Consider the following 17,597-nt stretch of genomic DNA (forward strand, 5'->3'; position numbering starts at 1 on the left):
GCGAGGTCCTCTCTCAGCCGGGCAGGCGCACCGGCATGATCAGGTAGCGGTAGCTGCCCGGGCGCTCCGCGGGGGCGGCCGGCGCGTCGTCCGCGGGCGGCTCCTCGACGCCGGAGAGGACCGCCGGCTTGAGCGGGCTGGTGAAGTCCAGTCGCGCCTGCGCCGTGTGCACGGCGGCCAGGCCGTCGAGCAGGAACGTCGGGTTGAAGCCGATGGTCAGCGGGTCGCCGTCGAAGTCGACGTCGCAGCGCTCCTCGGCCTGCCCCTCGTCGTCGGTGCCGCCGGCCCGCAGGGTGACCTGGCCGGGGGTGAACTCGCAGCGCAGCGGGGTGCCGCGCTCGGCGACCAGCGCGACGCGCTTGGCGGCGTCGGTGAAGAGGCCGACCGGCAGCGTGGCGTTGGACAGCGACTCGTTCGGCATGATCGCGCGGTACTTCACGAACTCGGCGTCCAGCAGCCGGGTGGTGGTCTGCCGGTCCTTGCCCGACAGGCCCAGGATGCCCTCGCCGGAGCTGCCCGAGGAGAGCGACAGGGTGATCTCCGGGCCGCTGGTCAGCGTCTTCGCGGCGTCGGCGAGCGTGCGGGCCGGCACCAGGACGGCGGCCGAGATGCCCGAGGTCTCCGGGCGCCAGGCGAACTCGCGCACGGCCAGCCGGTAGCGGTCGGTGGCGGCGAGGGTGATCTGGTCGTCCTCGATCTCCAGCCGTACGCCGGTGAGCATGGGGAGCGTGTCGTCCCGGCCGGCTGCGATGGCCACCTGGCCCACGGCCTCGGCGAAGACGTCGCTGGCCAGGATCCCGGCGGCCGAGGGCATCGACGGCAGCGACGGGTAGTCCTCGACCGGCAGGGTCGGCAGGCTGAAGCGGGCGTTGCCGCAGGTGATCGCCAGGCGCGGACCCTCGGCGGTGATGTCGACCGGGTGCGGGGGGAGGGCCCGGGTGATCTCGGCGAGGAGCCGGCCCGGGACGAGCGCGCGACCGCTCTCGCTGGTCTGGACGTCGATCTCCGCGCGGGCCGAGACCTCGTAGTCGAAGCCGGAGACCGACAGCTGGCTCCCGTCGACCTCCAGCAGGATGCCCGCCAGGACCGGCACCGACGGCCGCGGCGGCAGGCTGCGCGCCGTCCACGCGACGGCGTCGGCGAGCACCTCACGTGCCACCCGGAACTTCATCTCTCGACCCACCCATGTTCGGTCCGCCCACCGGTCACCGGATCACGGCGCCCGGTACGGGGAGGAGCTCGTCGTTTCCCGCAGCGAGGCCTCGACGGCTCCGCTGCGGTGCTCATCGTGCCTGTTGCAGTGCCCCGTGGGGAAACCCCGTCCCCCGATGAGCTGCTGGAGCCTGCGCGGAGTGCCTGGAAGACCTCCCAGCGCAGCGTCCCCACCCAGAGTGTGGTTCAAGAATTTCTCGAGATAGCTCCCTCATCCTCGTCATCACACGTGTGGATGCTGGGGATCGGGGCCCTTTCCGCAGGTCAGCGGCCGAGTGGGGGTGTTGGCCCGCTGTGGGTGGTCAGCGTCTTCCTGTTGTCGACACGTGGACAGATCGACGGTTGTGCACCGTCGCCGTCGTTCCTCCACCTGCTGTCCCCCGTCCACCCCCGGCTCGTCCCCAGTCCGTACCCACCCCGGCGGGCTCCGGCGTCGCGGTCGGAGGCTTCCGGCCGTGCTGTAGCGCATATCTGCAGGTCAGCGGCTCGCCCGCGCGGGCGAGCGCTCGGTGGGCCGGTCGGACCGTTACCTCGAAATCGTGGCGAACGGAAGATCTCCCCAACCTGTGCACATTCCTGGGGACAACTTCTCGATGTGTCGACCACGACCGATCGTCGTTGCGCCGTCAGCGGCCCGGAATCCTGGGCTTCCTTCCTCCCCAGGCTTCCGCACAGGTGTGGACAACCACTTGTCGACCGCTCCGAGACGACGACCGGCACCCCCGGGAACACTCACCGTTCACCGGACGCGGCGAGCTCCGGGGCCGCCCGTGCAGCCGCCCTGGACGACCCCCGGCGGAATGTGCACGAACCGCCAGGGACGACGACACCGAGCGCTGCGGAACGACGCCGACAGGGCAGAGCTCGTCGGGCCCGTAAAGGCCGGGAACGGGACCCGCGAGGTCCGTCCCGAGTGGACCCGAAGGGTCGGGAACGGGACCCGCACCGTCCGTGCCGAGTGGGCCCGAAGGGTCCGCGCAGGCACGACGAAGCGGCTCAGCGTTGCCGGGACGGCACGAGGCCGCGGTGCGGTCCGGAGCGGCCCCGTCCAGGGGACCGCCCCGAGCGTGCGAGGGGTGGGGAGGACGGGGTCCTTCTACTGCCGGGCGCGGCTCTTGATGCGGGCGGTCAGCTCCGTGACCTGCGTGTACGTGGCCCGCCGCTCGCTCATCAGGTTGGTGATCTTCTTGACCGCGTGCATGACCGTGGTGTGGTCCTTGCCGCCGAAGGAGGCGCCGATCCGGGGCAGGGAGAGCTCGGTCAGCTCGCGGCACAGGTACATCGCGATCTGCCGGGCGTTCACCAGCGTGCGGCTTCGGTTGGTGCCCTGCAGCTCCTCCATCGTCACGGAGAAGTACTCGGCGGTCGCCGCCATGATGATCGCCGCGGTGATCTGGGGGCCCTGCTCGTCGCTGATCAGGTCCTTGAGGACGAGCTCGGCCAGCGGCAGGTCGACCTGCTGCTTGTTCAGCGAGGCGAACGCGGTGACGCGGATGAGCGCGCCCTCGAGCTCGCGGATGTTGGTCTGCACCTTGCTGGCGATGAACTCCAGCACCTGGTCGGGCACCTGCAGCCGCTCGCCCCACGCCTTCTTGCGGAGGATCGCGATGCGGGTCTCGAGGTCCGGCGCCTGGACATCGGTGATCAGGCCCCACTCGAACCGCGTGCGCAGGCGGTCCTCCAGCGTCGTCAGCTTCTTGGGCGGACGGTCGGAGGTGATCACGATCTGCTTGCTGGCGTTGTGCAGGGTGTTGAAGGTGTGGAAGAACTCCTCCTGCGTGCGCTCGGCCCGCTCGAGGAACTGGATGTCGTCGATCAGCAGGAAGTCGATGTCCCGGTAGCGACGGCGGAAGTCCTCGGCCCGGCCGGAGTGCACCAGGTTGATGAACTCGTTGGTGAACTCCTCGGTGCTGACGTAGCGCACCTTCACGTTGGGGAACATGCGCGCGGCGTAGTGGCCGATCGCGTGCAGCAGGTGGGTCTTGCCCAGCCCGGACTCGCCGTAGATGAACAGCGGGTTGTAGGCCCGCGCCGGGGCCTCGGCCACCGCGACGGCCGCGGCGTGGGCGAACCTGTTGCTGTTGCCGATGACGAAACTGTCGAAGACGTACTTGGCGTTGAGGCCGGGGTCCAGGCCGGCCGGACGCCCGCCGTCCGGACGACGGCTGCGGCCGCCGGGGGCGCCACCGCCGCGGCGCTGGTCCCCCGGGCCTGAGTCGTCGGCGAAGGGCAGCACGTCGGCGGTGCGGTCGCCGTCGGCGGACTCGCCGGCGGCCGGTCCCCACGGCGTGGTGCTCCAGTCCTCCGGCGCGCCCCGGTCGACCGGCGGACGCTGTGGGCCGTCGGCCGGGTGCAGTTCCCGGACCTGGGGGAAGTCGGCGGGCGCGGGCCGCTCCGCCGAGGCGTCGCGGTCCCAGGGGGCCGCCGTCCCCACGACGTCGCTGCGCACACCGAAGGCGCTGCGTCCGTCGTCGGCGCGGTCCCGCGTGGCGCGGTCCTCCTCGGCGCGCTGGGCCTCGGCCGCCGACCACGGCCGGCGGACCGGCTCCTCGTCGCGGGGCTCCTCCGCCTGCGGCGGCGCGTCCTCCAGCTGGACGGCGACGCGGATGTCGCGGCCGAACTGCTCGGACAGCGCCTCGGCGAGCACCCGGCGCATGCGCGACTCGAGCACCGTCTGGGTGAACTCGTTGGGCGCGGCCAGCACCGCGGTGCCCTCGACCAGGCCCAGTGGGCGGGTCAGGTTCAGCATCGCGTTCTGCTGCGGAGACAGGCTGGTGGCCAGCCGCTCCCGGATCTGGTCCCAGACCGTTGGCAGATCCGGCGTCTCGGCCATGCCGTCTCGTCCTCCCATGCATTCGACCCGCGGCCGCTCCCGGTGCACCTGGCACCTCCGCACCGGCCCCGCCGCGAGCTGCGCGTCACCTCAGGATGTCCGCTGTGGACACGCGCACGCACGTGTTCCACATCGGTGTCCACAGGCTGTGCACGGTCGGCGGTGGAATGCGCCGGCCGCCCACGAAGACGGCGGCCGGATCAGCATCTCTGCTGGTCAGCGGCCTGAACAGGCGGGAGGAGGAGCGGCTCGACGGTCGGTCGACCGCCGGGGTCGGCCCGCGCGCCGTGACCCTGACGCCCGACGCGGAGCGACGGCGACGCTAACAGCTCCGTCCACAGGCGGGCAACGACGCCGGGTGCCGTCCGACCGCCCCGGGACGGCCGGCGGCGGCGCACCGCGCGAGCCGGCTCCCGGCGCGTCGTCGGCAGCCGGCGGGCCGGGTCGGGTGACCATGGGCGGTCGGTCGCGACCGGTCACCGGCACCCACCGGTCCTCGGTTATGCTTGCCGGAGTCTGTGGACGGGTCTGCCCGTCCCCGGCCGCTGCAGCGTGCCTGCGGTGCCGGGAGCCGGTCGACCGTCCGCAGCGTTGCCTCTGGGTACCAGGAGCGGCCGTCGTGCCGGTCCGAGGCCCTGCGCGCCCCCGTCCACCGACGGGAGCGCACCGCCGATGTCGTGTAGTGGGAGTACCTCGTGAGCAAGCGCACGTTCCAGCCGAACAACCGCCGCCGGTCCAAGACCCACGGCTTCCGGCTGCGGATGCGTACCCGCGCGGGCCGGGCCATCCTGGCCGGCCGTCGGCGCAAGGGCCGCGAGAAGCTCTCCGCCTGACGTGCTGCCAGCGCAGGCACGCCTGCGCCGGCGCCCGGAGTTCAGCGCCGTCGTCCGATCCGGCCGGCGTGCCGGGCGACCGACCATGGTGCTGCACTACCTCTCCGAACGGCCCGGGCAGCCGGCCGGTGACCTCGCGTCCCCGGCGGCTGCGCGGGCCGGTTTCGTGGTCGGCAAGAGCGTGGGCAACTCGGTGGTGCGCCACCGGGTGACCCGGCGTCTGCGCGCCGTCGTCCGGGACGAGCTCGTCCGGCTGCCCGTCGGTGCCGACCTGGTGGTGCGTGCGCGGCCGGAGGCCGCCGACGCCGACTCCGCCGCCCTCCGCCGCGACCTCGCCTCGGGCCTGGACCGGCTCCTGGGCGACCGGGTGCGCACCCGATGAGCGAGCAGGCGGCCGCGGGCCGCCGGTCCCCCGTCGCCCGCGTGCTGCTGCGCGCGGTGGGCTTCTACTCGCGGGCGATCAGCCCGGCGCTCCCGCCGCGCTGCCGGTTCCACCCCACGTGCAGCGCCTACGCCGCGGAGGCCGTGGCGGTGCACGGTGCCGGTCGCGGTTCCTGGCTGGCCCTGGTGCGGCTGGTCAAGTGCGCACCGTGGCACCCGGGCGGGGTCGACCTGGTGCCGCCCGCCCGGCGGCCCGGTGGAACCGCGCCGGTCGCCCACTCGTCCAGAACTGCGGTGTCCCGTTCCGGAACGCCGACCGATGGCCCGGGCCCCGTCCCGGCCTCCCCACCGGCTCCCGGCCGGGCGAACGAGGAGACCTTCGTTGCTTGACTGGCTGTACACCGCCATCTCCTGGGTGATGGCCCGGTGGCACTCGCTGTGGGACGCCGCCTTCGGCAACCCGGCCCCGGAGAGCGGCCTGTCCGGGCTGTCCTGGGTCCTGGCGATCGTGTTCCTGGTCGTCACGATCCGGTTGATCCTGTTCCCGCTGTTCGTCAAGCAGGTCAAGTCCCAGCGGGCGATGCAGGAGCTCCAGCCGGAGCTGCAGAAGCTGCGCAAGCAGTACGGCAGCGACCGTCAGGGCCTGGCCGTGGCGATGCAGCAGCTGCAGAAGGAGCGCGGCGTCAACCCGCTGGCCGGCTGCCTGCCGATCCTCCCGCAGATTCCGATCTTCCTGTCGCTCTTCCACGTCCTGCGGCGGCTGGCCCCGGACAAGCAGGGGCTGTACTCCTGGTCGAACGAGCTGACCGACCAGGCCGCGCGGGCCAAGCTGTTCGGCGCCCCGATCTCCGCGTCGTTCAACATGAGCGGCGACAAGGAGCGGGCGATCCTGGAGATCGCCAGCTACGGCACGATCCGCACCGTCGCCTTCGTGCTGATCCTGGTCATGGTCGCGACCACGTACTTCACGCAGAAGCAGATCATGGCGCGCTCCGGCCCGGTCGAGGGTCAGGCCGCGATGGTCCAGAAGCTGATGCTCTACGGCGTCCCGATCAGCCTCTTCGTCTCGGGCTTCATCTTCCCGATCGGCGTGCTCATCTACTGGATGGTGAACAACCTCTGGACGCTGGGCCAGCAGTTCTTCATCCTGCGCAAGATGCCGCCGCCCGGATCGGCTGCTGCCAAAGGGAAGGCCGACGCCGACAAGCCGGTGATCGACCCGCGCACGCTCGCCCCGAAGCCCGGCGCCAAGCCGGTCCGGCCGAAGCCCGGCCGCCCCGCCGCGCCGACGGTGGCCCCGGCCAGCACGGTCGACGGCACCCCCGGCGACCCGGCCCCGGACGCCGCGCCGCCCACCGGCGCGACGGCGTCCCGGAACGGCTCGGGCGGCGGTTCCCGCCCGGGGGCGGGCCAGGGCCCGGCGAACCGCGGCAAGCGCAAGCGTCGCTGACCCCGCCGCTCCCCCGCCGGCACGTCCGGCACATCGACCACCGGGTACGCCCGGCCGCCGCACAGACCTGGGAGGAACACCCGTGAGTGCTCCGCAGCAGTCCACGACCGACAGCCAGCCCGCCCTTCCCGACGCCGACGCCGGCAGCGACGACGCCGTCGTCGACGCCGTCGACCTCGAGACGGACGGGGCCGATGCGACGGACGGGGTGCGAGGGACCGGCGACGACCACCTGGTGCGCGAGGGGGACGTCGCCGGTGACTACCTCGAGCGCCTACTGGACATCCTCGACGTCGACGGCGACATCGACCTCGACGTGGAGGGCGACCGCGCCTCCGTGGCGATCGTCGGGGGCCGGCTGAACGACCTCATCGGCCCCGACGGCGCCACCCTGGAGGCCCTGCAGGAGCTGACCCGGCTCGCCGTCGCCCAGTCGACCGGTGTCCGCAGCCGCCTGATGCTCGACGTCGGTGGCTACCGGGCCACGCGCCGGGCCGACCTGACCGCACTGGCCGGCGAGACCGCGCGGCGGGTCTCCTCGAGCCGCCAGCCGGAGCGGCTCAGCCCGATGAACCCGTTCGAGCGCAAGGTCGTCCACGACGTCATCGCCTCGGTCGCCGGGGTGCACAGCGAGTCGGAGGGCGAGGAGCCCAACCGCCGCGTCGTGGTCCTGCCCGACAGGTGACCGACGGTTCCCCGGACGGGGTCGCCGTCCCCCCGGAGCCACCCGCCACGGCGGCGGGCGTCTTCGGGGACGCACTCCCGGCCGCGCAGCGCTACGTCGCGCGCCTGGCCACCGACGGGGTGACGCGCGGGCTGATCGGCCCCCGCGAGGTGTCCCGGCTGTGGGAGCGGCACGTCCTCAACAGCGCGGCCGTCGCCGAGGCCGTCCCCGCCGGTGCCCGCGTCGTGGACGTGGGCAGCGGTGCGGGCCTGCCCGGTATCCCGCTGGGCCTGGCGCGGCCGGATGTCACGCTCACCCTCGTGGAGCCGATGGCCCGGCGGGTGGAGTTCCTCGAGGAGGCCGTCGCGGACCTCGCCGGCTCGTCGTCCTGGCGGGTGGTCCGCGGCCGCGCCGAGGACCGCGGTGTCGTCTCGTCGGTGGGCCCGGTGGACGTCGTCACCGCACGGGCGGTCGCGCCGCTCCCCCGGCTCGTCGGCTGGTGCCGCGGACTGCTGCGCCCGGGCGCCCAGCTGGTGGCCCTGGTGGGTGCGCGCGCACTGGAGGAGCTGCCCCAGCTGGTCCCCGAGCTGCGCGCGGCGGGCATGCGCGACATCGAGCCGCGGGCAGTCGGTGCATCGCTGGGGGACGCTGCCACTACCGTGGTGGTCATGACGCGTGGAGAGCGGTGACATCGGGTTCGTCCGGCCCTCTGCAGGGGCCCGCAGCGAGCATGCGAGCCGCGGGGGGCGGAGGGTCCTTAGTCTGTTCCACGTGGAACAGGACAGTGTTCCCAACCCGTTCCACGTGAAACGCCGGCACAGGAAGGACCCGCGATGACCGACCCGGGCGAGCGGCTGCGCAGCAGCCTCGCCGCTGACCAGTCGTCGACCGAGTCCACCGCCGGCGGGATGGCCGACTTCGACAGCCCGATCGCGATGGAGGCGCTGCGCGCCACCCGCGTGCTGCACGCCGCCCACCAGGAGCCTTTCCCCGCACCGGGGCGCATCCGGGTCATCACCATCGCCAACCAGAAGGGCGGGGTCGGCAAGACCACGTCCACGGTCAACCTCGGCGTGGCCCTCGCTCTCTACGGCCTCCGGACGCTGGTCATCGACCTGGACCCCCAGGGCAACGCCAGCACCGCCCTCGGGGTCGACCACACAGTCGGCACGCCGTCCATCTACGACGCCCTCGTCGGGGACAGCACCCTGTCGGAGGTCGTGCACCCGACGACGGCCAGCCCGAACCTGCTGTGCGTGCCGGCCACCATCGACCTGGCCGGCGCCGAGATCGAGCTGGTGTCGGTCGTCGCCCGCGAGCACCGCCTGCGCCGCGCGATCGAGGCCTACGTGGCGGCTCTCCCCCGCGAGCGGCGCCCGCACTACGTCCTCATCGACTGCCCGCCGTCCCTGGGTCTCCTGACGCTCAACGCGCTGGTGGCCGGGGACGAGGTGCTCATCCCCATCCAGTGCGAGTACTACGCGCTGGAGGGCCTGGGCCAGCTGCTCAACAACATCGACCTGGTCCGCCAGCACCTGAACCCGGGGATCGCGGTGCGGACCATCCTGCTGACCATGTACGACGGGCGAACGAGGCTGGCCGACCAGGTGGCCGACGAGGTGCGCAACCACTTCGGCGAGCTCGTCCTGGAGGCGGTCATCCCGCGGAACGTCCGGGTGTCCGAGGCGCCCGGCTACGGGCAGTCGGTGCTGACCTACGACCCCGGCTCCCGTGGATCGACCAGCTACGTCGAGGCCGCCCGCCAGCTGGCCGAGCGCGGGGTGGACCTGCCGCCGCTCGCCGCCACCCACGGCGCGGGCGGAACCCCGGTCGGCGCACTCGCCTTCGGTGAGACGGCGGAGCCGTTCCGCACCCAGGAATCCCAGTGAGCAGCACTCCCGACGAGGAGCAGTCATGACCAAGCGAGGCGGCCTGGGACGTGGGCTGGCGGCGCTCATCCCGACCGGTCCCCCGCCGACGCCCGCACCGGCGCCGGCACCCTCGGCGCCCGCGAGCGAGCCGGCGCCGGAGGCGCGATCGGGTGACGGGTCGTCCCCGTCCGCCGAGCCGGCGACGCAGTCCTCCCCGGTGAGCCTGGTGCCGGCACCGGCCGCCGTGCCGGAGCCCGCCGTGGGCGTACCGGGGGCGCAGCTCCGCGAGGTCGCCGTCGACGACGTCGTCCCCAACCCCAAGCAGCCGCGCCAGGTCTTCGACGACGAGGCCCTGGAGGAGCTGACGCACAGCGTCCGGGAGTTCGGCCTGCTGCAGCCGATCGTCGTCCGCGAGGCGGGCGAGGGGCGCTACGAGCTGATCATGGGAGAGCGCCGGCTCCGGGCCGCCCGCGCCGCCGGCCTGGGGACCGTGCCGGCCATCGTCCGGGACACCACCGACGACGCGATGCTCCGGGACGCCCTCCTGGAGAACATCCACCGGGTGCAGCTCAACCCGCTGGAGGAGGCCGCGGCCTACCAGCAGCTGCTGGAGGAGTTCGGTGCCACCCACGAGGAGCTGGCCAGCCGCATCGGCCGCAGCCGCTCGCAGGTCACCAACACCATCCGGCTGATGAAGCTCCCGGTGAAGGTGCAGACACGGGTCGCCGCGGGCGTCATCTCGGCCGGCCACGCCCGGGCGCTGCTGGGGCTCTCGGACCCGGCCGCGCAGGACGCCCTGGCGACCCGCATCGTCGCCGAGGGGCTGTCGGTGCGCGCCACGGAGGAGGCGGTCGCGATGGCCGCCGCCGAGGAGCCGGCCGCCAAGCGGCGCACCCGGCGCATCTCGGCCCCCGGCGTCGAGGAGCTCGGCTCCCGGCTCTCCGACATGTTCGAGACCAAGGTGAAGATCCAGATCGGCAGGTCCAAGGGCAAGATCGTCGTCGAGTTCGGTTCGGTCGACGACCTCCAGCGGATCATCGGCGTCATGGCACCGGACATCACCGGACGGCGCCCCGACGCCTGATCAGCCTCGTCCAGGCAGCAAACAGGGCCCTTACGTCACTGACGTAAGGGCCCTGTGTCGACTGGGGCGGGTGGGGCTCAGCCCTGGGCCGCCGCCCGGCGAGCGAGCAGCCGCGCCAGGACGTCGCCGAGGTCGTGCCCGGCCGCCTCGACCGCCATCGGGAACATCGACGTCTCGGTGAGGCCCGGCGAGACGTTCACCTCCAGGAAGTGCACCTCGCCGTCCGGGGTGACGATGGCGTCGGTGCGGGACAGGTCGGCCAGGCCGAGCGCCTCGTGCACGCGGACCGCCATCGCGGCCGCCCGCTCTGCGACGTCGTCCGGGAGCTGCGCCGGGGTGTGGTACTCGGTGAGGCCGGGGCTGTACCGGGAGGCGTAGTCGAAGACGCCGGACTCCGGTTCGATCTCCACCGCCGGCAGGGCCTGCGGCCCGTCCCCGAGGTCGACGACGGCCAGGGCGACCTCGACGCCGTCGACGTAGCGCTCCACCATGACGGTGTCGCCGTAGGCGAAGCAGCTGACCATGGCCGCCGGCAGGTCCTCCACCCGGCTGACCTTCTGCACGCCCAGGGCGGACCCACCGGAGGCCGGCTTGACCATCAGCGGCAGCCCGAGCCGGGCCACCATGAGGTCCAGGACCGCACCGGCACCGAGCTCGCGGAAGGTGCTGTGCGGCAGGGCCACCCAGTCGGGGGTGGCCACGCCGGCGGAGGCGACCACGGACTTCGCCGCCGGCTTGTCCCACGCCAGCCGGCAGGCCGAGGCGCGCGAGCCGACGTAGGGGACCCCGGCGAGGTCGAGCACCGCGCGCAGGGCGCCGTCCTCCCCCGTTGCGCCGTGCAGCGCGATGAACACCGCGTCGGCCGGGGCGGCGGCCAGCCCGGGCAGCAGCTCGGCGTCGGCGTCGCGCAGCTCGGCGTCCAGCCCGCGGCGGGTCAGCTCCTCGACCACCTGGGTGCCCGAGGAGAGGCTGACCTCGCGTTCGAAGGTGAGCCCCCCGGCCAGGACGACGGCGCGCAGCGGGTGCGCCGAGGTTGCGTCGGCGCGCTCGGGGGCCGGTGCCTGCTCGCTCATCGCCCGTCCTCGTAGGTGTCGCTGTTGGCCGGGCCCACCATCGTCTCCGCCTCGTGCCCGGGGACCGGCGGGATGGCGCGGAAGGTGCCGGTGTCGACCTTGTCGAAGGTGGAGTGCAGGTCCAGCTCGGCCTCGATGACGCGGGCCAGGCGGCGCACCCCCTCGCGGATCTGGTCGGGCTCGGGGTAGCAGTAGGACAGCCGCATGTACTCCTGGCCGTTGCCGTCGGCGAAGAAGCCGATGCCCGGCACGTAGGCCACGTGCGCGGCGACCGCGCGGGGCTGCATGAGCTTGGAGTCCAGCCCGTGCGGCAGCTTCAGCCACACGTAGAAGCCGCCCTCGGGCTTCGTCCAGGCGGTGCCGGCCGGCATGAGCGCGGCCAGCGACTCCAGCGTGGCGTCGCGCCGTTCCCGGTAGAGCTCGGTGAACGTCTTGATCTGCTCGCGCCACGGCTGGGTGTCCAGGTAGCGGGCCACGGCGTACTGGGTGAGCGACGGCGGGCAGAGCACCTGTGCCTCCGTGGCCAGCACCAGCTTCTCCCGGACGGCGAGCGGGGCCAGGACCCAGCCCACGCGCAGCCCCGGGGAGAACGTCTTGGAGAACGAGCCGAGGTAGATGACCCGCTGGTTGTTGCGGGCCCGCAGGGCACGCATCGGCTCGTGCTCGAAGCCCAGCAGGCCGTAGGGGTTGTCCTCGATGACGAGCAGGTCGTACCGCTCGGCGAGGGCCATGATCGCCTCGCGCCGCGGCTCGGACAGCGTGACGCCGGCCGGGTTGTGGAAGTTGGGCACCGTGTAGAGGAACTTCACCCGGTCCCCGGCGGCGCGGCAGTCGATCAGCGCCTCCTCGAGCGCCTCGGGGATCAGCCCGTGGTCGTCCATCGCGACGTGCCGCACCCGCGCCTGGGCCGCCTGGAAGACACCGAGCGCGCCCACGTAGGACGGGCCCTCGGCGAGGATGACGTCACCGGGGTCGACGAAGACCCGGGTGACCAGGTCCAGCCCCTGCTGGGAGCCGACGGTGACGACGACCTCGCTCGGGGAGGCGTCGGTGATGCCCTCCAGGGCCATGACGTCGCAGATCCGCTCGCGCAGCCGCGGGTCACCCTGACCCGAGCCGTACTGCAGCGTCTGCGCGCCCATCCCCGACACCAGCTCGCCGATCATGGAGCCGACGGCGTCCAGCGGCAGCGCGGTGACCGCGGGCATGCCTCCCGCCAGCGAGACGACCTCCGGCCGGCTGACCACGGAGAAGAGCGCACGGATCTCGGAGGTCTTCATCCCGTGGGTGCGTGCTGCGTACCGGTCGGCCAGGGGGTCCAGCCGCGGATGGCGCGGGACGACGTGGGGATGCGCACCGGTGGTCAGGTGCGTCCCCGGCTGACCGGGACCGGCGGGCGAGCCGGGCGGGAGGGTGGCCACCTTGAGGAGTCTATGCCCGGCCACGGGGAGCCATGAGGGGACGTGAGCGGCCCCGCGAGAGGTGGGCAGCACCGTCGTCCCGAGTGGGGCCCGGAGGGTCCCGCGCAGGGACGACGCAACGGCTCACCGGCGCAGGGGAACGGCCGTTGGCCGCGGTGTCGTCCGGAGGACGACGGTGTCATCGCGGTGCGGTCCGGAGGACCGCGATGTCACAGCCCGCTCAGGCGTGCGTGGGGAGCTGGAACGTGCCCGTCGGGGGATCGGCCTCGGCGGGTAGGTAGAGACGCTGCACGGCGGCCAGGACGGCGTGCGCGATGGCGCTGCGCACGCGGGCGTCCAGCAGCAGCAGCCGGTCGACCGGGTGCGAGAGGTAGCCGCAGTCCAGCCGCACGGCGGGCATGCGCGTCATGCGCAGCGCGTCCCACGTCTTGGGGTGCGAGCCGAGGTCGAGGAGGCCGGTGCGCGCCACCACCTCGCGACGGACGAGCTGGGCGAACTCCTCCCCCACCGTCGAGGACGCGCCGGAGCCGGTGCCGTAGTAGTAGCTCGCGACCCCGCGCGCGTGCTCGGAGTCGTGCGCGTCCATGTGCAGCGAGATGAAGAGGTCGGCCCGGGCGTCGTTGGCGAACGCGGTCCGCTCGGCCGGCTCGGGGTTCTGCGACCGGCCCCGGGTGAGGTAGACGGTGGCCCCGGCCGCGGCCAGCCGGCCCTCGATCCGGGAGGCGAGGTCGAAGACGAGGTCGGACTCGGTCGTCTCCCCCTCGGTGAACCCGGTGTCGCTGCCGCCGTGCCCCGGGTCGACGACGATCCGGCGGCCGATCAGGTGCGGGCCGCTCTCCACGAAGGAGGCGCTCTGCCGCAGCAGCTGCGGTCGGCCGCCGGTGACCTTCCGGCCGAGCTGGCGCAGCGCGCGCAGCGTGGCGGGGCCGCAGGTGCCGTCGGAGGTCAGGCCGTAGTCGCGCTGGAACGCCCGCAGACCCGTCTCGGTCTCCGGGCCGAGGATCCCGTCCGCCCGGCCGGCGTCGTAGCCGAGCTCCAGCAGCCGCTCCTGCAGGTTGGTGACGTCGTCACCGCGCATGGGGCGCTCGGGGTCGTACCGCAGCAGCCGGTCACCGAGGGACCAGCGTGCCTCGCTCAGCGCCCGGTAGGTCTCCTCGCCGACCCGGCCGTCGACGGACAGCCCACGCACCTGCTGGAAGTGGCGTACCGCGAGCTCGGTGGCGTCGTCGTACTCGGCGGAGTCCAGCGGCTGGTCGGCCCCGTCCAGGGACGTGTCCTGGGGCAGGAGCCCCAGGCTGCGCAGAGCGGCGTGGACGTCGGCCACCGCCGGTCCACGGTCTCCTCGCCTCAGGATCTGCATGCGGCTGTCGGTTCCCATCGTGTCACCGATTGTGGTCCCTCGGACCCGGAGCGGCCCACCCGGGGCCGGAACACTCCCCCGGTCACGACGAAGGCCCCACTCGTCCGGTGGACGGGTGGGGCCTCGGTCGTACGGAGCGTCACCGTCATCCCCTACCGGGGACGATTCCCCTGGCTCAGAGGTAGTCGGCGAGGTCGTTGAGGATGGCGCCCTTCGGCTTCGCGCCGATGATGCTCTTCACCGGCTTTCCACCCTGGAACACCGTCATCGTGGGGATCGACATGACCTGGTAGTCACGCGCGATCTGCGGGTTCTCGTCGATGTTGAGCTTGGCGATGGTGAGCCTGTCGCCGTGCTCGGACGCGATCTCCTCCAGCACGGGGGCGACCATCTTGCACGGGCCGCACCACTCCGCCCAGAAGTCGACGAGCACGGGCTTGTCGCTGCCCAGCACGTCGTTGGCGAAGCTGGCGTCGGTGACCGTCACGGTGTTGCCTGCCATGGTCGTTCTCCCTCTCGGTCGACTGGCTCGTCAGGGGTCCGGACGAGATTGCCTGCCCGGGACAACCGGCGCGCGGCGCCGGTTATGCCCGGATCAGCGCTCGTCGAAGGTGTCGGCGAGCCACCGCTCGGCGTCGATGGCGGCAGCGGCACCGGTGCCGGCCGACGTGATCGCCTGGCGGTAGATGTGGTCGACGACGTCACCGCAGGCGAAGACGCCGTCGATGCTGGTGCGGGTGGTCGGGTGCTCCACCTGGATGTAGCCCTCCTCGTCCAGCTTCAGCTGGCCGGCGAAGAGCTCGCTGCGCGGGTCGTGCCCGATGGCGATGAAGAGGCCGCTGACCGGCACGGTCTCGGTCGTGCCGCTGCCGACGTCGGTCAGCTGGACGCCGGAGACGGTGCTGTCGCCGAGCACGTCGGTGACCTGCTTGCCCAGGGCCCAGCGGATCTTCTCGTTGTCCTGCGCCCGCTTGACCATGATCTTGGAGGCGCGCAGCTCCTCCCGCCGGTGGACGACGGTGACGCTCTTCGCGAAGCGGGTGAGGAAGGTGGCCTCCTCCATCGCGGAGTCACCACCACCGACCACGACGATGTCCTGGTCGCGGAAGAAGAACCCGTCGCAGGTGGCGCAGGCGGAGACGCCGCGTCCGAGCAGGCGCTGCTCGTTGTCCAGGCCGAGGTACCGGTACTTGGAGCCGGTGGCGACGATGACGGCGTGCGCGCGGTGCACGGTGTCGCCGACCTTGACGATCTTCGGGTTCGCGGTGAGGTCGACCTCGGTCACGTCCGAGGGCACCAGCTCGGCGCCGAACTTCTCGGCCTGGGTGCGCATGTCGTCCATGAGCTGCGGGCCCTGGATGCCCTCCGGGAAACCGGGGAAGTTCTCCACCCCGGTGGTGGTCATCAGCGCCCCGCCGAACTGCGAGCCCTCGAGCACCAGCGGGTGCAGGTTGGCCCGGGCCGCGTAGGTGGCGGCCGTGTAGCCGGCCGGCCCCGAGCCGATGATGATCAGGTCGCGGATGCCGTCGTGCTCGGCCGGGGGGATGACGGGGTTCACGATCTCCTCCGTTGTCACGGCGGGACCAGGCGTCGGGAAATCACTCACGGGCGGCACAACCAGGATGGTAGGGGCGGCATTCCGGACGTCGCCCGGCCGGGCCGCTCGGGGAACGGACATCCGGCGTCCTCAGCCGGCGGCGCGGACCTCGACCTCGGCGAGCTCCGCGGCAAAGCCGTCCCCGGCGTCCACCAGCCCGGTGATCCACACCAGCACGTAGCGCGCGGTCACCGGCTCGGCGAACTCGAGCTCCGTGCTGTCCCCGAGGGTGCCGTCGGCGGCGACGGTGAAGTCCTCCAGCGCCGTACCGGCGGCCTCGCCGGTGCGGATCTCCACCGTCGCGCCGTCCGAGGGAGAGGTGAGGGAGAGGCCGGAGAGCTGCTGGGCGTCCCCCAGGTCGTACAGGACCCCGACGCCCGGCTTCAAGTTGCCGAAGGCCGGGGAGCCCCGGTAGTTCAGCGTCGACCAGGCGGTCGCGGGGTCACCGTCGTAGGAGAGCGGGACCCGGCCGGTGTTCTCGGGCTCGCCGTCGCCGAAGGGGTCGAAGACGTCGGCCGCGGCGATGGCGGCGGCGGGACCGGCCTCGCCGGCCGGCTCCTCCTCGGTCCCGCCGGCGGGGGCGCTCGTCGACGGCGACGATGCCTGGTCGTCGTCGACGGAGCCGGCGACGGACAGCACGCTGGCGCCGAACCACCAGGCCAACGCGATCACCACGGCCAGCGCGAGCAGCGGGAGGCCGATGACCACCAGCCGGTGCCGCCGGGCGCCGTCCTCGTCGTCGTCGGAGTCGTAGCTGTCGTCGAACCCGTCGTCGGCGCGGTCGTCGTGCAGCACGCCGAAGGGCTCGTCGTCGTTCGTACCGACGGGTCGGCCCGCCGGGGGCGGCGGGGTGAGCCCGGAGCGGTCGAGGGAGCCGGCGGCCACGGTGTTCGCGCCGAGGGCGGCGGCGGACACCGGCGGGCCCTGCGTCACCGGGCGCACCGGGGGCACGGGGGGCAGCGTGCCGGGTTCCAGCCGGACGGCGGCGTCGCCCTCGGGGCGCCGGTCGCGGGACCAGCGCCGCCGGCCGCCGTCCTCGTCGCCGTCCCGGCCCCGGCCGGCCGACTGCGGTCCGGTGCGCGGGCGCTCGGCCAGCAGCGCGGCCATGGCGGCCACGCTGGACAGCCGCTGGCCCGGCTCGGTGGAGCGGGCACGGCGGGCCAGGGCGATGAGGTCCGACGGGCCGGAGGCGTCGCGGGCGCCCGGGCCGACACCGGTCAGGCAGGCCTCGAGCAGCTCGCCCAGGGCCAGGATGTCGCCGTCGACGGTGCCCGCGGCCGCCGGCACGGCCCGCAGGCCCACCAGCCCGTTGGGCCGCAGCACCACGTTGTCCAGCGTCAGCCCGCCCACGGCGAGCCCCACCCGGTGGGCCTCGGCGACGCCCTCGGCCAGTCGGCGCACCATCAGCCGCACCTCCCGCTCGGGCATGGGGCCGGAGCGCAACCGGTAGGCCAGCGTCTCGCCGTCGATCCACTCGTTGACGACGTAGGCCGCGCCGCCGGGCGCCTGCGGGTCGCCGCTGCCCTCCGACGCGTCGTAGACCATCGCCAGCGCCGGGGTGGCCAGGCCGCCGGCGGTCAGCGCGCGGGTGATCCAGGCGTGCGCGGCCGGACCGGCGGGCGTGTGCACCCGGATCGCGACGTCGCGGTTGAGCACCCGGTCCTTCGCCCGCCAGCACTGGATGACGCCGGTCGGGGTGGTCTCGTCGGGGCCGATCTGGTCCAGCGGGCGGTAACGGTCCGGGAGGCCGGTGGTCGTTGACGCCATCGACACTGTCGACTCCCTGTGCTGCTCCGGCCGCCGAGGCTGCTGCCCCGG

The 17,597-nt window shown here is 73.3% G+C and carries 16 protein-coding genes; 8 read left to right on the forward strand and 8 right to left on the reverse strand.

Going from position 1 to position 17,597, the window contains the following annotated elements; genetic code table 11:
* Positions 1-13: 13 nt before the first annotated feature.
* Both dnaN and dnaA read right to left on the reverse strand, forming a co-directional pair.
* Positions 14-1,171 carry a DNA polymerase III subunit beta gene (gene dnaN, locus GCU60_RS03875; protein ID WP_163202390.1) on the reverse strand — a complete coding sequence of 386 codons (1,158 nt, stop codon included), beginning with the start codon at positions 1,169-1,171 and terminating at the stop codon, positions 14-16.
* 1,137 nt (positions 1,172-2,308) lie between these two features.
* The gene (dnaA, locus tag GCU60_RS03880) at positions 2,309-4,045 is read right to left on the reverse strand and encodes a chromosomal replication initiator protein DnaA (RefSeq protein ID WP_163202392.1); all 1,737 of its coding nucleotides are present in this window, start codon (positions 4,043-4,045) and stop codon (positions 2,309-2,311) included.
* A 695-nt stretch (positions 4,046-4,740) separates the two neighbouring features.
* Between dnaA and rpmH the strand changes: the two genes are divergently transcribed.
* The 8 genes from rpmH to GCU60_RS03920 all read left to right on the forward strand — a co-directional run bounded on the left by rpmH (position 4,741) and on the right by GCU60_RS03920 (position 10,328).
* Positions 4,741-4,878 (forward strand): 50S ribosomal protein L34, encoded by a 138-nt coding sequence (gene rpmH, locus GCU60_RS03885; protein WP_040338882.1) that lies wholly within the window; start codon positions 4,741-4,743, stop codon positions 4,876-4,878.
* A gap of 1 nt (position 4,879) precedes the next feature.
* Complete coding sequence (gene rnpA / locus GCU60_RS03890; protein ID WP_163202395.1) at positions 4,880-5,260, forward strand: ribonuclease P protein component; 381 nt, start codon at positions 4,880-4,882, stop codon at positions 5,258-5,260.
* Positions 5,257-5,649 (forward strand): membrane protein insertion efficiency factor YidD, encoded by a 393-nt coding sequence (gene yidD, locus GCU60_RS03895; RefSeq protein ID WP_163202397.1) that lies wholly within the window; start codon positions 5,257-5,259, stop codon positions 5,647-5,649. Before rnpA ends, yidD begins: the two co-directional genes overlap by 4 nt.
* On the forward strand, positions 5,642-6,709 hold the full coding sequence (gene yidC, locus GCU60_RS03900) for a membrane protein insertase YidC (RefSeq protein ID WP_204261376.1): 1,068 nt from the start codon (positions 5,642-5,644) through the stop codon (positions 6,707-6,709). The genes yidD and yidC overlap by 8 nt, the downstream gene beginning before the upstream one ends.
* Before the next feature lie 82 nt (positions 6,710-6,791).
* Positions 6,792-7,394 carry a R3H domain-containing nucleic acid-binding protein gene (locus GCU60_RS03905; protein ID WP_163202401.1) on the forward strand — a complete coding sequence of 201 codons (603 nt, stop codon included), beginning with the start codon at positions 6,792-6,794 and terminating at the stop codon, positions 7,392-7,394.
* Positions 7,391-8,062: a 16S rRNA (guanine(527)-N(7))-methyltransferase RsmG gene (gene rsmG, locus GCU60_RS03910; RefSeq protein ID WP_163202403.1), complete on the forward strand. Its 672-nt coding sequence runs from the start codon at positions 7,391-7,393 to the stop codon at positions 8,060-8,062. The genes GCU60_RS03905 and rsmG overlap by 4 nt, the downstream gene beginning before the upstream one ends.
* A 144-nt stretch (positions 8,063-8,206) precedes the next feature.
* Positions 8,207-9,262 carry an AAA family ATPase gene (locus GCU60_RS03915; protein WP_163202405.1) on the forward strand — a complete coding sequence of 352 codons (1,056 nt, stop codon included), beginning with the start codon at positions 8,207-8,209 and terminating at the stop codon, positions 9,260-9,262.
* 25 nt (positions 9,263-9,287) lie between these two features.
* Positions 9,288-10,328, forward strand: a complete 1,041-nt coding sequence (locus tag GCU60_RS03920; RefSeq protein WP_163202407.1) for a ParB/RepB/Spo0J family partition protein — start codon at positions 9,288-9,290, stop codon at positions 10,326-10,328.
* A 77-nt stretch (positions 10,329-10,405) separates the two neighbouring features.
* On the opposite strand, the gene GCU60_RS03925 is transcribed toward GCU60_RS03920, so the two are convergent.
* From GCU60_RS03925 to GCU60_RS03950, 6 genes are all read right to left on the reverse strand, one after another.
* Positions 10,406-11,401 carry a D-alanine--D-alanine ligase family protein gene (locus GCU60_RS03925; RefSeq protein ID WP_163202409.1) on the reverse strand — a complete coding sequence of 332 codons (996 nt, stop codon included), beginning with the start codon at positions 11,399-11,401 and terminating at the stop codon, positions 10,406-10,408.
* Positions 11,398-12,822 (reverse strand): PLP-dependent aminotransferase family protein, encoded by a 1,425-nt coding sequence (locus GCU60_RS03930; RefSeq protein ID WP_345770374.1) that lies wholly within the window; start codon positions 12,820-12,822, stop codon positions 11,398-11,400. Before GCU60_RS03930 ends, GCU60_RS03925 begins: the two co-directional genes overlap by 4 nt.
* A 220-nt stretch (positions 12,823-13,042) precedes the next feature.
* A complete protein-coding gene (locus tag GCU60_RS03935) occupies positions 13,043-14,146 on the reverse strand; it encodes an N-acetylmuramoyl-L-alanine amidase (protein ID WP_345770375.1) in 1,104 nt (367 codons plus the stop codon).
* A 211-nt stretch (positions 14,147-14,357) separates the two neighbouring features.
* Positions 14,358-14,684 (reverse strand): thioredoxin, encoded by a 327-nt coding sequence (trxA, locus tag GCU60_RS03940; RefSeq protein ID WP_163202411.1) that lies wholly within the window; start codon positions 14,682-14,684, stop codon positions 14,358-14,360.
* A 93-nt stretch (positions 14,685-14,777) separates the two neighbouring features.
* Positions 14,778-15,740, reverse strand: a complete 963-nt coding sequence (gene trxB / locus GCU60_RS03945) for a thioredoxin-disulfide reductase (protein ID WP_430537408.1) — start codon at positions 15,738-15,740, stop codon at positions 14,778-14,780.
* 129 nt (positions 15,741-15,869) lie between these two features.
* The gene (locus tag GCU60_RS03950; protein ID WP_204261378.1) at positions 15,870-17,546 is read right to left on the reverse strand and encodes a hypothetical protein; all 1,677 of its coding nucleotides are present in this window, start codon (positions 17,544-17,546) and stop codon (positions 15,870-15,872) included.
* Positions 17,547-17,597: the final 51 nt, after the last annotated feature.

Source organism: Blastococcus saxobsidens (assembly GCF_010682065.1).
In the GTDB taxonomy this organism is placed as follows: Bacteria; Actinomycetota; Actinomycetes; order Mycobacteriales; family Geodermatophilaceae; genus Blastococcus; species Blastococcus saxobsidens_B.

Excerpts from the sequence above, each read along its gene's own strand:
- GCU60_RS03915 (WP_163202405.1), top strand. The coding sequence starts at position 8,207 with ATGACCGACCCGGGCGAGCGGCTGCGCAGCAGCCTCGCCGCTGACCAG.
- GCU60_RS03920 (WP_163202407.1), top strand. The coding sequence starts at position 9,288 with ATGACCAAGCGAGGCGGCCTGGGACGTGGGCTGGCGGCGCTCATCCCG.
- trxA (WP_163202411.1), bottom strand. The coding sequence starts at position 14,684 with ATGGCAGGCAACACCGTGACGGTCACCGACGCCAGCTTCGCCAACGAC.
- yidD (WP_163202397.1), top strand. The coding sequence starts at position 5,257 with ATGAGCGAGCAGGCGGCCGCGGGCCGCCGGTCCCCCGTCGCCCGCGTG.
- dnaN (WP_163202390.1), bottom strand. The coding sequence starts at position 1,171 with ATGAAGTTCCGGGTGGCACGTGAGGTGCTCGCCGACGCCGTCGCGTGG.
- dnaA (WP_163202392.1), bottom strand. The coding sequence starts at position 4,045 with ATGGCCGAGACGCCGGATCTGCCAACGGTCTGGGACCAGATCCGGGAG.
- GCU60_RS03950 (WP_204261378.1), bottom strand. The coding sequence starts at position 17,546 with ATGGCGTCAACGACCACCGGCCTCCCGGACCGTTACCGCCCGCTGGAC.
- GCU60_RS03925 (WP_163202409.1), bottom strand. The coding sequence starts at position 11,401 with ATGAGCGAGCAGGCACCGGCCCCCGAGCGCGCCGACGCAACCTCGGCG.